Below are 15,169 nucleotides of genomic sequence, written 5' to 3'. Positions count from 1 at the left end.
GTACCCGTCCCGGGCGGCCGAAGCAACTCACGGCCGCCCGGGCTCCCCGCTCACCCCAAGTCGGTCGGAGGATCGCGTGTCGGACGGAACGCAGCTCTACCGCAGCACCGGCGCCGCCCTGTTGCGCGTGGCCGTGACACCCCTGAGCGAGTTGCCCCTGTGGTGGCCCAACCTCGGTGAAGTGTCCGACTGCGTCGTGTGGCTGCGGCACACGTGGGCGCGGCCGGGATTCGCCGCCGCCGTCACGGCTGCCAGTCCGGCCCTGGCGCGCCGCGTGGAGCAGCTGACCCTTGGCGCTGCCGACACCGACCCCCGGCGTGTTCGTCGGGCAACGTCCACTGTCGTGCGCTACGTGTTACGAAGCGCCGGACGGCCCACGCCCTTCGGTCTGTTCGCAGGAGTCACCCCCGTGGCCCTGGGGTCGCACACCCAGGTCCAGTGGGGCGTGGGACATCGGGCGGTGGCCCGGGTCGACAGTGAATGGCTCAGCGACGTCATCGACCGGTTGGAGGCATGCCCCCGGCTCTTGGCGCGTCTGGACGTGGTGTTCAGCGACCTGGCGTGCGAGCGGGGCGGCCGGTTGGAGTTGGCGAACGGCCCGTTCCGGATGAGCGTGCGCGCCACTCGGGCGGTCGTCACGGCCCGGGAAGCCGCGAGTGTGCCGATCCGGTTCGGCGCGCTCGCCGACATGCTCTCCGAGGCGTTCACCCGTGCCGACCGCACCCGGATCGACGCCATGCTGACCGATCTCGTGCAGCGCGGCCTGCTGATCAGTTCCCTACGCGCCCCAACTACCGTCACCGACCCCCTAGCGCGGCTCGTCGACGAACTCCGGCGTGTACGCGCGGACGACGTGGCCGAGGTGGCTCCTCTGATCGAGGGTCTACACACGACAGCCGAACATGTCCGTCGGCACAACGCCGCTCGCCCCGCCGACCAGGACAGGCTTCGCGCCGACTTCGTTACCGGGATGCAAACCCTTTCGAAGGTCGGCCGCACCGTACTGGCGGTCGACACGCGGGTCGACTGCCGGGTCACCCTGCCTCACGCCGTCGCGTGGGAGATGGAGCGGGCCGCGAGCGCGTTGCTGCGCACCACGCGCCACCCGTCGGGCGACTCCTCCTGGCGCGCGTACCACGCCGCGTTCGTGGAGCGATACGGCACCGGCGCCGCAGTCTCGTTGGCGGACGTCGTCGATCCGGCCACGGGTCTGGGCTTCCCCGCCGGATACCCCGCCGCCACCGAGGCCGTGCCGGCCGAGACAGTGTCCGCACGCGACGAGCAACTGCTCGCCCGCGCCTGGCGGGCCATGGCCGACGACAGCGGCGAGATCGTCCTCACCGACGCCGACATTCGCACACTGACCGACGGCGCGAGCTTTGACGAACGGCGAATCCCGCCGCACGTCGAACTGTCCGCCCGGGTGCACGCCGCCGATGCCCAGGCGTTGGATCGGGGGGAGTTCACGCTGGTGGTCGCGCCGGCTCGCGCGGCGGGGACGATCACCTCCCGCTTCACCGCCACGGCGACCGGTTCGGGCCTCGAAAACGTGTACCGGGCGCTGCCGCCCGCGACCGAAGGAGCGTTGCAGGTCCAGCTGGCCACACCACCGGTGTACGCCCACGCCCAGAACGTCAGCCGCATCCCGCCCTACCTGCCGCATGTCCTTCCCTTGGGCGAACACCGCCGGCCCGAGGACCCGCAGGCCCCTGTGGATGTACGCGACCTCGCCGTCCTGGCCACCACGACCGGCCTGCACCTGGTCAGCCTCTCGCGCAACGTCGTCGTAGAGCCACAGGTCTTCCACGCCCTGGCGCTGCACAAGCAGGTCTCCCCGCTCGCCCGGTTCATCGCCCACCTGCCCCGAGCGCTGGGACCCCAGTGGTACGAGTTCGACTGGGGACCGCACGCGCAGCTCCTCCCCAGACTGCCCCGCGTACGCCACGGACGCGCCGTGCTGTGCGCCGCACGATGGCGCCTGACCACAGCCGATCTACCGCCCCCCACCGCCGATGGTCACCGATGGCGGATCGCGCTGCACAAGTGGCGCACCCGCTGGAATTGTCCCGACACGGTCGAGTTGTGCGACGCCGACCGCACGCTACGCCTGTCCCTCGACGAACCGACACACGCCGACTCGCTTCGGGCCCAGCTGGCACGGTACGGACACGCGATCGTCCAAGAAGCCGCGCCCGCGGCCGAGTTCGGATGGATGAACGGTCACATCCACGAGATCGCCATGCCCCTGGTCACCCGACGATCCCCCGCGCCGTCGCCGTTGGCCGGCCTGCCGTACCTCGCCACCCCCGCCCGGTATGAGGCGGCACCGGGAACGCCGAGCGAGGACTGGGTGTTCGCAAAGATCCACACGCATCCCGAGCGGTTCAACGAGATCATCACCCATCACCTGCCCAGACTCACGGCCATGCTCGACCAACACCCCGGTCCGCAATGGTGGTTCATGCGCTATCGCAGCACCCACGAACGGGACCATCTGCGGCTGCGTATCCACGCCCCACAACCACACACCAAGGCCGCCATAATCACCGCGCTCGGACATTGGGACCACGAGTTGCGCGCCGGCGGGGCCGCGTCCCACCTGACCCTCGACGCATATCGGCCGGAGATCGGCCGATACGGCGCCGGGCCGGCGATGGCCGCAGCCGAGCGAGTCTTCGCCGCCGACTCGCGAACAGTCGCGGCCTGGCTCCGACACGCATCCACGCTCGGGATCGACCCCCAGGCATGGACCGCTCTGTCAATGCTCGGCATCGCCTGCGCCTTCCACGACAACCCCGCCGAAGCCACAGGCCGTCTTGCCGCGCGGCCGATCGCCGGGACGCCGGCGATGGATCGGGCGGTCGCCGGAGCCGTCCTGCAGAGGGTGGTTGCCGGGAACGTCGACCTGTCGGACCTGCCAACGGACCTGACCACGGCATGGGCGGACCGCGCCGAAGCCCTGGTCGCCTATCGCGAACTCCTGCCTCTCGGAACCGATCTCGACGCCATCGTGGACTCGCTCCTGCACATGCATCACAACCGAGCCCTGGGCATCGACCCGATCGGAGAGCGGACCTGTCGCCGCCTCGCCCGCCAAGCCGCCCTGTCATCCACGGCCCGATCGGCGGCCCCGACGTGCTGAGCGGCGCCCCTTCGGAACCCGCAGCAACGTCGTCCGCCCCAACGCGGGCGCAGGATCTGTTCTCGGGCACACCCGGCATCGCATTGCTCCACGGTGCGCACGCCCGCACCGGCCTGGCGGAGTGGACCATCGCGCACGCATGGGCCCGGGCGATGACCCGCGATCCCGTACACGCCCAACCGGACTTCCTCTGTCTGTCTCAAGGTGCCCCGGCCGTCGCCTTCGCCCTTCGGGAGATCGGGCACCGCGCCTACGGGCGGGCCTTGAACGTGCTCGACGGCACGATCACCGCAGGCATCCGCCACCGCCTCGGCCGGGCACACGAACGCATCGACCGCGGCAGGTTGCCCGCGTTGCGCGAGTACGACCTCGTGGGCGGCATGACGGGCCTCGGCGCCTACCTTCTCCACCAAGGCCACGACACCCTGCTCCTGCGGGACGTCCTCGGCTACCTCACACGCCTGACCCACCCGATCCGCTCGGGCACCCACGAACTTCCCGGCTGGTGGACCCGCGACTCGCCGACCGGACAACCCTCGCCCCACTGGCCCGGCGGTCACCTCAACCTCGGCATCGCGCACGGATGCACGGGTGTCCTGGCACTATTGTCGACGGCGATGAGACACGGTGTAACCGTTCCCGAACACGCCGAAGCCATGGCCCGCATCACGGACGTCCTCGACGCCTGGCGACGCACCAACCCCAGCCCGTGGTGGCCCGGCATCATCACCCCCACCGAATGGCACGACGGCGAGCCGCGCCATAACGGTCCGCAGCGACCGTCCTGGTGCTACGGCACGCCCGGCCAGGCCCGCGCCCAGCAGTTGGCCGGCCTCGCCCTGGGCGACACAGAGCGCCGTCGACACGCCGAAGCAGCCCTGCTCGCATGCGTCACGGATCCTCGACAACTCGCACTCCTGAACGACGCCTCGGTATGCCACGGCTGGGCCGGCCTCCTCCAAACCACATGGCGCGCCTCCGCGGACGCGGACGACGCCGGCGCTCTGAGCGAACGAATACCGATCCTGCTCACCAACATGCGTCGACATATCCGTCGGCGCGGACTACCTGCCGACGCCGGGTTTCTGACCGGTCGCGCCGGCGTGAGTCTCGTCGAACACGGGCTCACGCAGGGGCAATTCACGTCGTCCTGGGACATGTGTCTCCTGCTGACCGGCTGATCCACCGAGACCAACCGCCCCGGGCACCCCGGGCTGCCACAACCTCCGAGGAGCATCTCCGTGACGACCACCACCGGACCGACCCCCGACACCCTGCGAGGAGACATGGTCGACCGCCTCCTCCGCGGCAGGCCCACACTCGACCCGCGTGTCGCCGACGCCATGCGCGCGCTCCCCCGTCACATGTTCGTCCCCGACGCCCCCCTCGACGAGGCATACGCCGAACAGGCCGTCATCACCAAGCGCAACGACACCGGAATCGCCCTCAGTTGCGCCTCCGGCCCCGGCATCGTCGCCGGAATGCTCCACCAGCTCCGAGTCCGCCCCGGAGACAACATCATGGAAATCGGCGCCGGAACCGGCTACAATGCCGCACTCCTCCAGCGCCTGACCGAACCGACAGGTCGAGTCGTCACCCTCGACATCGACCCCGAGGTCACCGCCGGCGCCCGCTCCGCACTCGACGCCACCGGCAACCAAGCCGTACGCGTCATCACCCGAAACGGCGTCCTGGGCGCACCCGAGCACGCCCCCTACCAACGCATCGTCGTCACCGTGGGCACCTGGGACATCCCCACACCCTGGTGGCACCAACTCGCGCCCGAAGGCCGCCTGGTCGCCCCACTCCGCTGGCGCGGCCAGACCCGAGCCGTCGCCTTCACCCTCACCGAGGACAACGTCCTCGTCTCGGACTCGGTCGAACTCTGCGGCTTCGTGCCCATGGTCGGCCAGGAGGGCGAAGTCACCGCCCCCATCGACGCCGACGGCGAGGTCGCCCTGCACTGGGACGACGATCAGAACATCGACCCCACAGCCCTCACTGGAGTCCTCGACCAACCCCGGCACACCGTCTGGTCCGACGTGTTCGTCACCGCCGGCGAATCCTTCGACGGAGTCTGGCTGCGCTTGGCCGCATCCGAGCCCGGCACCTGCCGAATCGCCGCCGATCCCACCGCCGTCGACTCCGGCCGCTGCACCCCGGCCATCCCTTCCCGCAGCGCCGCCCTCGTCGACGACGCCTCCACCTCCCTCGCCTACTTCACCCTGCGCCGCCAAGACCCGGCAGAAGGCCCCACACACTGGGAACTCGGCGCCCACGCCCACGGCCCCCAGGGCCACAGCCTCGCACAACGCATGTGCGACGGGATCCACGCCTGGAACGACAACCGCAACGCCGAACCGCGCATCACCGTCCACCCGGCGGGCACCCACGACGCCACCGCCCCCGCCGGTGGCCTGATCACCAAACACCTCTCCCAACTATCCGTCGTCTACTGACATCAGGAACGCTCTGGGCAGGCGCTCGTCCCCCTTGGCCAGTCCGCAATCGGCGTCGGAACAATGCGTGGCAGAGGGCAGTTGCATGTGCGACAGGCATTTCGACGGGCTGGGGGGACATGCCGACCGAGATCGCGATATGGCGGATGGACGACCTGGGACGACCAGAGCGCCTGCGGTCGGCGAGGATGCCTCTGGAGCGCGACCTCGAGGATGTGATCGAGGCAGAGCCGGACGTCCTCGGTGAACCCGTCCTGCTGATCGGGCGACAGGTGCCCACCGCCCACGGAGGGTTCGTCGATCTCCTCGCCGTGGACGAGGAGGGTGGTCTGCGCGTCCTGGAGCTGAAGCGCGACCGAGGAGCGCGAGAGGTGATCGCCCAGGCCTTGGACTACGCGTCGTGGGCGGCGACGCTTTCCCACACACGCAGATCCTGAAGCTGTTCGCCGACTATCGCGGCGGCGACACGACGTTCGAGGCCGCGTTCGAGGAGCGGTTCGGCACGTCCGCGCCCGAGGAGCTGAACGCGGCACATCGCGTGACGATCGTCGCGGCGCGCCTGGACGAGGCCACCGAGCGGATCGTCGGCTATCTCGCGGATCTCGGTGTACCGGTCAACGCCGTCTCCTTCCACTACTACGAGGACGACGACCGCCGATACCTCGCCCGAACCTGGCTGCGCGACGAAGCCGAAGCCGTACCCGCGCCCCGCGCCGGCAAGTCCGCGACGCGCGAGCCGTGGAACGGCGTCGACTGGTACTCCACGATGGGAGAGGACGGCGGCACCCGGTCGTGGGACGACGCCCGCAGATTCGGGTTCATCTCCGCCGGCGGCGGCAAGTGGTACTCCCAGGGCCTGCGCCGACCGCGGCCGGGACAGCGGATCAACCTCCACATCCCGAAACTCGGGTACGTGGGCATCGGCGAGGTGTGCGGAGAGCCGACAACGTTCGCCGACGCCGTTCTCGGGGACGGAACAGTGCGCCTGGCCGATCAGCAACTCGTGGGAAGGTACCGCCACACCGGCGACGAGAACGACCCCGACGTCGCCGAGTACGTACTGCCGGTCCGCTGGCTCAAGACGGTCGACCGAGCCGAAGCCGTCTGGGACAGGGGCATGTTCGCCCTGCAGCTTCCGATCTGCCGACTGACCAACGCCACCACCCTCGCGATCCTGAACAGCAGATTTTTCCCGGAGCACGTGACACCGTGACCGGGCAGGCTGTCGCCGCGCATCGGCGACAGTCGGCGAGGCAACCACGCCCCATTTCCTGACCCGAAATGGATGTTCAGTAATAATAAGCCAAAGTGCTCATGATGACGGCAAATCGCACCCGCGAAAGGGCGGCGACTCCTAACGTCGGAATGTGGGCTCACCGAGACGAACCGACCGCGAATCGCTTGCTGCAACCGGAACTCGCATGGAAGCACCGTGACACGCCCTGAGTCGGCGGACCCGATCCACTCAGTGGCAACCTGGTTCCGGCGGCACGACCACTCGCTCACCCGCTTCGGGGATGCCCTCCGTCGATCCTTGGACGAAGTGCTGGATGGTCAACGCACCGGCCGCTACGACGTGAACACGCTGGAGAAGCCCGAGAAGACCTACCTCGCCGCCAAGGTCGGCATCATCTGCCGTGTCACGTACGGCTTCTCGGCCGGAACACTCCACTACGCCATCGATGGGCACCACGTCCACCCACGTTTCTCGTTCACCGGCGCGTGGACCCTCCCACGAGAAGCCCACGACCACCTGGCCCTGCTGCTCACCGCGGACGACGAGCACTCACGATTCTCCGTCGGGCTTCTCCACATCACCGAGGACACGGTCCTGCCGGGGCCACCGGAGCGCAAATACCGCCTGTCCCCCGCCGGCCGCCGCGCGATCCACTGGCTCGTACGCTCCGGCGACCTCCCCGAAAACTTCCTCCTGCACCTACCTACCGGAACCCGCGAGCTGATCTTGGCCCGTCACCTCTCTGGCCAAAAACGCATCAACGAACTCTTCCGACACGTGCGCGACCGCATCATCCCCCGCGAACCCATGGCCACCGTCGCCCACCAGACCGACCCGGCAAAGCGCGTCCGCGACGCACGCCGACACCTCCGCAACGACGGCATCATCATCCTCGGCCACCAGAAAGAACATCCCGACATCGCCCGCGAGCTTCAACTCCCAGTGCCGGCGAAGGGATCCTGGATCTCGACGCGTGTCGTGCCGGCACGCCCCGACGACACCCGCCCGGTGATCACAATCGAAGGCACCCCCTACGCACGCGCTCGACCGACCGATGCCCCCCAACTGGGGCCGACGGATTACTGACTCGATCGTTTCGGTCAACACGATCACTTCCGGCACTGATCTCGTGTTCACTCGGTTCGGCTGCACACGAGATCGGAATCGCTGTGACCGAGTCTTACGGAATCACCCCCGATTGGGCCTCATTAGGCCTCAACCCCGCCGCTCTACCCGAGCACCTCGGCTGGAAAGTCACCCTCCCGTCGGGACGCGGCTTCAGCGACGACCCCTACGACTACTACGCAGCCTGGCTGCGTGGAACCCCGGTGCCGGTTCTCGCGAACGGAAAACCGGAGGTTCGCCGCAAGCCCTACTGTGCGGGGAAGCACGTGTGGGCCCACGGCAAGTACGCCAAGGACGTCCCGGAAATCCCCTACTCGTTCTGGCTGGTCTCGGCCGAGGGAACCCCCACCACCGACCGTCCGGGCAACCACATCTGGCACTACCGCGTACTCCGCCGAGTACCCGCGCACTGGTACCTCGGCCCCACGGGAGAGACCATCGCAGCCCTGCTCGAACGACTGCGCACCGCCTCCAGGGACGACATCGCCGCCATGGACAGGATGTACGAACGCGCCTGGCCGACGAACGGATACGATCCGGCATGGTCCGAAGGGCTACAACTCGCGGCGGACCTCGGGATGACGTCCTACAACCGCCTGATTCGCATCGCCGACTCAACCTTCATCTCACGCGCACGCACCCTCGGCATCCGCACACCCGGAGAAAGAGATGCGTACAAGACAGCCGGGTTCGCAGCCGCAGGCCTCGCACTGAATCGCGCGGCCCCCGAGCTCGCGTCAAGGCTCCTCCGCCCCATGAAGCTGGCCTTGGGCGACGTCACGACGTGGCCTGTACCGGCATGGGCCAATGATGTTTCATAATCGTCACCTACTGAACGGCGCCAGTCCCTCGTTTCCGGCAACGACCAAGGAGTCGACGAGAATCTGCCACTCGGCCAACTTGCCGACTTCTTCGGCCGTTCTACGGATTTCCTTGAGCCAGCTGTTCAAGAGCCGCGACTGCTTCACCGTGACACGTCCATCTTGAATGCACAGGTCGGAAACCCACTGCACCCCGCGGGTGGCCTGCACTTCCTCCGGCAGCTTCCACAGCATGCCAACGAGCGCGTCAACAGACTTGACCTGCCCGCGAGCAGCCGGCAGCCAATCGCCGATCGACTCGACGAGGTCTTCAGCGCGGACCCAGTCGATGGGTTGACCGACGATCTCGTTGTACAGGCCTCGCGCCCATGTAAGGGGCTCCGGTAGCAGCGCGGCGGCGGCCCAGTCACCCCAGTGATCGTCGCGGTAGGGGCTCAGGTCGTCACTCAGGTAGCCAATGGCGTGGCGAAGCAACGACGGCCAGGCAGCTCGGGCGGCTTCGGCCAAGCGTTCGTCTTCCGCACCAACGGCGGCAAGACCATGGAGAAAATTCGTCATCAGCCCTGCGTCTGCGCGAAGGGCATCGAGGTGTTCGAGCATCGGTCCGGCGTCACCGCTGTTGGCGAAGCCTTCGAGTAGGGCCCGTGCGGCGACGAGAGTGTGCATCCCGCGGTCGTCCGCTGCCCAGCCGTTGTTCTCCTGCGCGACCATGGTGCGTCGCTGGACGTCGAGGAACGTGGTGAGGAGTGTGGCTGCGTCGTCGGTGCAACAGTGGACCGTCGATGCGGCTGCGCCGAGTCCGCGAATGGCTGCGTCGAGAACCGCGATGTCGATGGTGTCATGCGATAGTTGCCGAATGCGTTCGGCAACGTCACCGGCGATCCGGACGCTCGATCGTCGCTGGGCGTCCTGGTCCCACGGACCGATTTCTGCGATACGGGCCGTCTCGAGCAACCAGTTCAACGCGGTCCGATGGAGGCAGGGATCGGAGTGGCATGGGGTCGCCCAGACGACATCGCATCCGCGCGCCAGGTGCAGCCGAGTCTCCAAGGACGCCTTGCCCGCCATCGCCAGACCGGCCTCGGCGACATCTTCGGTCGTGGCGCCGGCCGCTGCCAGCGGCGCGGCCAATGCGGGTGTGAGGAACGCCGGCACGGCCTGAGCCACGGCTCGGTCGGCACCAAGATCGAAGTACTGGCTATCGTCACGTTGGTCTTCGACGTCCCGGAATGACGATGCGATGCCGATGACGAATTCGATTACGAAGTGCACTTCGTTACCCAGCGCCTCCATATCGCCGGTGGCGGCTCGTTCAACCGCTGCTCGAACGACATGGGCAACGGCGTTCACAGGACCGGTGGGTACCAGATCCCCATCGGACTCGGGCAAGGCACGGCCTGCCGCCAGGTCTGCGGCCATCTCCTCCGACGAGGGCGGCACGTATCCGGCGTCGTGCTTGGCCGACCCCCAGTACCGATTCTGCAGCCGCAGGCCGGTCTGCACGGTCTCTTGTTGGGCGGCGTGTGCTTCCTGTGCGGCTCGCAACTCGGGAGGCGGTTCGACCTCGATATAGAATTCGTCGCCGTACTGCTTGAGGCGGTACTGGTCCGAATCCAGGCTGGCGGCCCAGTTCTTCGTAAGCTGCCGGCTGATACCGAGCCGGTCGCCGTTCTCGACAAGCTTGTCGGCGAGCTTCTTCAAAGCCTCGGCCCGCTCCTCCTCACCATGCGTCAGTAGCCACATGGCGACTTCACGCGGTGTCCATTGGCGGCGTTCGAGGTTCGCGAGACCTTCGGTTGTCGCACGCAGCCCCGAGTCCTCATTCGTCATGCGGGCGAACTCCAGTTCCCACACGACGGGTTCTGAGAGGAAGGGGTCAAGCTCGGTGTCGATGTTCTCGATATTGCGCGCGAGCAAACCGAACAGCATCCCCGGCATCGCCAGGTTCTCACAGCCGTCCAAGAGTGCTGCGACGAGCTTCCTCGGCGACGCACCCTGACTCAACCATGCGTCGACGAGGCGTTCCATCGCCTGGAGCGCACTCATCGCCGAGTATGGGCCGACCGACGTCCCTCGGTACCAACTCCACACGTGGCTATCGCCGACGTACAAGCGGGCAGTGCCGTCTAGGCTCAGGACAGCACCACGGGCTTCACTCACGCCGTTCTCTGTCTGGCCGTCAGCGTTTTCGTCCCGGGCGTCGAGGGAGCCGACCAGTTCATCAGTCGAATCATGTCGAGACAATGTTGATACACGCGCCCGTGCACCGCTGTTCAGGATGTTGTTCAATACCCGCACCGAGGTCCGCAACGGCGCTGTCTGGAACAACTGCCAGAACCCACCGAAGTAGTACTGGAAGAACGGTGGCCCGATGCCGGTCCACCGGCCATGGTGGCGTCGGACGCCTTCATCTCGATGCCAGTTCGGCTCGTCGTCGATGTAGTAGGCCTCCATCAACGTCGCCAAAAGTTCCGGATCCTTCTGCGCCAACGCTCGAGCGCTCAGTGGCGAGTCCGCCGCCGGAGCCAGGAACCCGGGCGCGTCGTCCGCGATGACCCGAAGGCATGCCTCGACGGCATCGTCGATTTCCGGTCCGAGCAACGCCATTGTTTCGACGAACGCTTCGTCGGTCAGGCGGTGGTCGAGGTCGCGTCGACGTCGACGACGTTGCGGTACCTGCCTACTGAGCTTTGCGAATTCGGTTGTTGTTGGTTCGTCATGTCAGTTCGGTTGCTGCGAGGAAGCCGTTGAGGAGCGCGGGGTGCTGTTGGATGTGTCGCAGGCCTTGGCGGGCGACGGCGACGAGTTCGTCGAGGGTGCGGGCGCCGAGGTTGGCCAGGGCCCCGCTCTTCAGATGCGCCCAACTGCCTTCCACCGGGTTGAGGTCGGGAGAATACGGTGGCAGGAAGACCAGGGTCAGCCAGTCGACGCGGTCGGCGAAGGCGCGCATCCGCCGGCTGCGATGACTGCCGAGGTTGTCCCACACCAGGACGATCGGGCGATCGAAAGTCCTGTGTATGTCGGGTAGTTGGCGTATCAGTTCCCGATCGGTGACCGAGCCCGGCACCATGCGATACAGGAATTTCGGCAGCCCGTTCGGTGGGTAACAGCACCAGCCGACCAGCGAGGTCTTCGGCCGTTTCCCCATCCGCACCCGCAGGATCGGGGTGCGGCCCCGCGGAGCCCACGTCGCGCGGACCGGAGGCAGCAGCGACAGCGCGGTCTCGTCCGCGAAGACGATCACCGCATCCGTCCTTTTTGCGGTGGTTTTACCTGGGGCCACACCGTGCTCCTCCAGGTCGTCACCGCCTCCTCGTCCCGTTCCAACGCACGACGCGCCGGCCGCTGCCGCGACCAACCGTGCGCTCTCAACAGCCGCCACACGCTCGACGGGGACGCGTACACCACCCCCGTGACCTGCGTGATCACCCGCCCGACCCGCGCGAGCGTCCAGACCTGCCCGGTGAACCCGGCCGCCTCCGGACCTGCCTCCAACACCGCCGCCACCTCGGCGAAGCCCTCGTCCGACACCCGCCGGTGGGCACCCGGCGGGCCGGCGGAGCGCAACCCTTCCGCCCCGCCGTCCACCCACGCGCGATGCCACACCGACACCGCCTGCGGCGACACACCCGACCGACGCGCCACCTCCGCCTGCGACACACCCTCCGCGAACCAACCAGCCGCCCGCAACCGCAACCTCTCCCGGCGCTCCCGCTCCACCGGGGTCATCCCCGAGCTCCCCATACAGCGGGTATGCCCACATTTGACACACCGTCAATCGGACCCGGAAACGTCAGTAGGTAGCTCGTTCCTGCTGGTTTCGAGTGGAGGGAGCGAGTTCCAGTAAGTAAGGAGACGTTCCCGCAGTCGGATTCGTAGTTCGTTGCCGGTTGGCACGTTTGCCAGGGACAAGGCTTGCAGCCAGTCCGCGAGCAGCTCGAACGACTCCTTCGACACATCCCATGGCTTTTCTTCATCGAGGAGAACACGTACAACGGGGCTCGAGATCAAACGGTCGGCTAGCCCATTGACCCTGTGCCTCTGCTGAACGATTCGAACCACGTCACCGAGTGCAAGGCAGACCGACTGATCGGGGAGCGCTGATTTCAGGCATTCGTACGCGAACGGCGTCTCCAGGAGCGCCTCCACCGGGACATCGGTCCATCGCGGACCGTACGCTGCCGCGAACACCATGAATCGCGAGAGCAGTTCGACGAACGTCGGAACGGGTCGAGCGTCCGGTTTCTTCAGCAGTCCCTTGCACGCGAGAGTGGTGGCCGACAGCGCCCACCGGGGTGCCCCGATTACCTCCAGCAACTCGGTCGGGTTCGGGCCTCGGACGATAAGGATGGCGGTTGCGTACCGCCGGACTTCGTCGTGTGCGAACTCCGGCCAGTCCTGATACCTGCTCGGCGGTGCGAGCAGATGGTCACGGCGCAGGGCATCGACCGCTGCGGCATCGATGCCTGCGCCGGGGCGACGGTCCTCAGGCAGTTTCATCCTCGCTGCGGCTACGGCGAGCAATGTGCGTTCGCGCGCCTCCGCCGAGCCGGCACCGGGGCGTCCATCGCGCCGGACAACCTTGCTCCACACCAGCTCAAGGCATTCCCACTCACCCAGTGAGCGGTCCGGCTCCGCCCCGGTCCGAGCCAGAAGATCCAGCACAACGGGTCTACGCAGCAGAGAGTTCTCGGGCAGCTCTCGCAGGACCGCACGCAGCAGCGGAAAGTGATCCGAGACAGCCGAGATGTCCTCGTCATCCAACGGCCTCATCGCGAAGGATGAAATGGGATTCGAAAACCCCAACTCGATCAGCTCCCGAACGAAGTCCAATGCCGCGTCGGATGTCACCACGACGAGCCCAACGCCCGCCGCGGTCGCCGCCGACGCCAGGTCACTCAACAGGCCGGCAGACAGCTCCAAAACGGCATCAGCTGCGTCAACGACCAAGACCCGACTGGGCGCTGATAGCTCCGCGAGCACGTCCTCCATCGGCATCCGCAGTACAGCGCGCAGATCCGAACTCGACTGCGGCAGGCTGCGGAAGTTCACCGTGACCGCCTGGAACCCGACGGGGTCAGCAGCTTCCAGTTCCGCGATGGCCGACAGTGTCAAGGCACTTTTGCCGACGCCCGACTCGCCGGACACCAACAGAGCCGAAGCGTGAGTACCGGCTTCGCGCAAGGCAACGGTGAGTTTCTCGCGGCGGTCGGAGAAGGGAATCTCAACCGGCCCACCGGATGACTCGTCACCGATAGTGGTCCGCACACGAGCAACGGCCAACCTCCGCTGTTCGGTAAGTACCGACCAGGCGTGCCGGCTTCGAGTCGCGGCGGAGTCCAAGACCACGTGAAGGTCACGACGAAGTACCTTGAGGTCCACCACGGCACCGGTCCGGTCGTAGCGAGTTGCCTCAATCTCGAGCCGGTCCCGGACCTCCACCCCGTCAGCGGCAGCCGAGGCAACGCCGTCCAGCGACGTCGCGACCACCGCACGGTCGCCCTCGTCCGGGCTCTGCACCGCGAAACCGAGGATGTGCAACCGACCAAGCAACCGCCAAGCCAGCCGCAGAACCTCTTCTGGCGTCGTGTCGTCTTCGACGGCCTTCTCGACCATCTTCAGAAAGTACTTCTGGCGGTCACCAACCGGGCTCGCCCAGCGGCCGGCAACATCCATGGACGCTTGGAACGATTCCGGGTCGGCATGAGCACGCGCGACATCGCAAAGCGTTGCCAGCTGGTCCCACTGGTTGGACCGGCCGGCAGCCGCAACGGCGACCTGGTGGGTATCGGTGTCGAACTTCTCGACCTCGGCCAGCAATGATCCGACGAGCTCCACTGTCTCCTTATGGCTGGGGACGAAGTTTGGCGTTGCTCGACATGCCACGGCAATGAGGACCTCGGCTGCCTCATCGCCGCACTCGATCAGAAGGTCGTCCACCGGGTGCACCGGACCGGTTTGAAACGAGACCTTCCGGACCGGCAGATCAGATGCCTCCGCCCGTCGTGCACCAGTCAGCATGCCCGCGAAATACACAGCCGCGACGCGGTGCGCGAACGAGACGCCGCCACCGCCCGTCGCGTAGGGGCTCGAACCTCGCACGGCTTTTCCGGCCACAGCGGCTGCAGATGTCTCCTCACCGTCGGACCGAGCAGCAGCGTCCGGCGAAACAGGCTCGTTCATGTGCTCCTCGGTGGCATCGTGCTATCAGCTGCCGCACGACTCACCGTAGCGGTGCGTCGAGAACCACGCAGTCTTAGTCGTCGCATATGTCGGCCATGCCTCGCAGGCCACATCCGCACACAAAACACGCCGGGACGGCGGCCTGATAGTGGATACCTTGACCAGCTTTGGCGCTGCCCCGCGTCGAAGCCCACAACTATCT

The 15,169-nt window shown here is 67.1% G+C and carries 11 protein-coding genes; 7 read left to right on the top strand and 4 right to left on the bottom strand.

Annotation, left to right across the window (positions count from 1 at the left end; translation table 11 throughout):
- The first annotated feature begins 76 nt into the window (after positions 1-76).
- The 7 genes from ACH4XV_RS03810 (at position 77) to ACH4XV_RS03780 (ending at position 8,784) form a co-directional block, all read left to right on the top strand.
- Positions 77-3,142, top strand: a complete 3,066-nt coding sequence (locus ACH4XV_RS03810; protein ID WP_395786657.1) for a lantibiotic dehydratase — start codon at positions 77-79, stop codon at positions 3,140-3,142.
- Positions 3,136-4,323, top strand: coding sequence for a lanthionine synthetase C family protein (locus tag ACH4XV_RS03805; protein ID WP_395786656.1), 1,188 nt, complete (start codon positions 3,136-3,138; stop codon positions 4,321-4,323). Before ACH4XV_RS03810 ends, ACH4XV_RS03805 begins: the two co-directional genes overlap by 7 nt.
- 60 nt (positions 4,324-4,383) lie before the next feature.
- Complete coding sequence (gene fxlM / locus ACH4XV_RS03800) at positions 4,384-5,601, top strand: methyltransferase, FxLD system (protein ID WP_395786655.1); 1,218 nt, start codon at positions 4,384-4,386, stop codon at positions 5,599-5,601.
- 119 nt (positions 5,602-5,720) lie between these two features.
- Positions 5,721-6,038, top strand: coding sequence for an endonuclease NucS domain-containing protein (locus ACH4XV_RS03795; protein ID WP_395786654.1), 318 nt, complete (start codon positions 5,721-5,723; stop codon positions 6,036-6,038).
- A complete protein-coding gene (locus tag ACH4XV_RS03790; protein WP_395786653.1) occupies positions 6,002-6,814 on the top strand; it encodes a hypothetical protein in 813 nt (270 codons plus the stop codon). The genes ACH4XV_RS03795 and ACH4XV_RS03790 overlap by 37 nt, the downstream gene beginning before the upstream one ends.
- Positions 6,815-7,033: 219 nt before the next feature.
- Positions 7,034-7,924 (top strand): NaeI family type II restriction endonuclease, encoded by an 891-nt coding sequence (locus ACH4XV_RS03785; RefSeq protein ID WP_395786652.1) that lies wholly within the window; start codon positions 7,034-7,036, stop codon positions 7,922-7,924.
- 83 nt (positions 7,925-8,007) lie between these two features.
- Complete coding sequence (locus ACH4XV_RS03780) at positions 8,008-8,784, top strand: hypothetical protein (RefSeq protein WP_395786651.1); 777 nt, start codon at positions 8,008-8,010, stop codon at positions 8,782-8,784.
- Positions 8,785-8,787: 3 nt separating this feature from the next.
- Here ACH4XV_RS03780 and ACH4XV_RS03775 read toward each other — a convergent pair whose 3' ends face one another.
- The 4 genes from ACH4XV_RS03775 to ACH4XV_RS03760 form a co-directional block, all read right to left on the bottom strand.
- Positions 8,788-11,391, bottom strand: coding sequence for a hypothetical protein (locus tag ACH4XV_RS03775; RefSeq protein ID WP_395786650.1), 2,604 nt, complete (start codon positions 11,389-11,391; stop codon positions 8,788-8,790).
- 109 nt (positions 11,392-11,500) lie between these two features.
- Positions 11,501-12,028, bottom strand: coding sequence for an IS630 family transposase (locus tag ACH4XV_RS03770; RefSeq protein ID WP_395786649.1), 528 nt, complete (start codon positions 12,026-12,028; stop codon positions 11,501-11,503).
- Positions 12,025-12,513, bottom strand: a complete 489-nt coding sequence (locus ACH4XV_RS03765) for a winged helix-turn-helix domain-containing protein (RefSeq protein WP_395786648.1) — start codon at positions 12,511-12,513, stop codon at positions 12,025-12,027. The genes ACH4XV_RS03770 and ACH4XV_RS03765 overlap by 4 nt, the downstream gene beginning before the upstream one ends.
- Positions 12,514-12,558: 45 nt before the next feature.
- Positions 12,559-14,967, bottom strand: coding sequence for a hypothetical protein (locus tag ACH4XV_RS03760; RefSeq protein WP_395786647.1), 2,409 nt, complete (start codon positions 14,965-14,967; stop codon positions 12,559-12,561).
- Positions 14,968-15,169 lie beyond the last annotated feature (202 nt).

The sequence above is a fragment of the Embleya sp. NPDC020630 genome, from assembly GCF_044334985.1.
Lineage (GTDB): Bacteria > Actinomycetota > Actinomycetes > Streptomycetales > Streptomycetaceae > Embleya.
This window is presented reverse-complemented; position numbering and strand designations above follow the sequence as displayed.

What these genes read in the sequence shown, in the direction of transcription:
- ACH4XV_RS03765 (WP_395786648.1), bottom strand. Translation starts at nt 12,513, where the DNA reads ATGACCCCGGTGGAGCGGGAGCGCCGGGAGAGGTTGCGGTTGCGGGCG.
- ACH4XV_RS03775 (WP_395786650.1), bottom strand. Translation starts at nt 11,391, where the DNA reads ATGGCGTTGCTCGGACCGGAAATCGACGATGCCGTCGAGGCATGCCTT.
- ACH4XV_RS03760 (WP_395786647.1), bottom strand. Translation starts at nt 14,967, where the DNA reads ATGAACGAGCCTGTTTCGCCGGACGCTGCTGCTCGGTCCGACGGTGAG.
- ACH4XV_RS03795 (WP_395786654.1), top strand. Translation starts at nt 5,721, where the DNA reads ATGCCGACCGAGATCGCGATATGGCGGATGGACGACCTGGGACGACCA.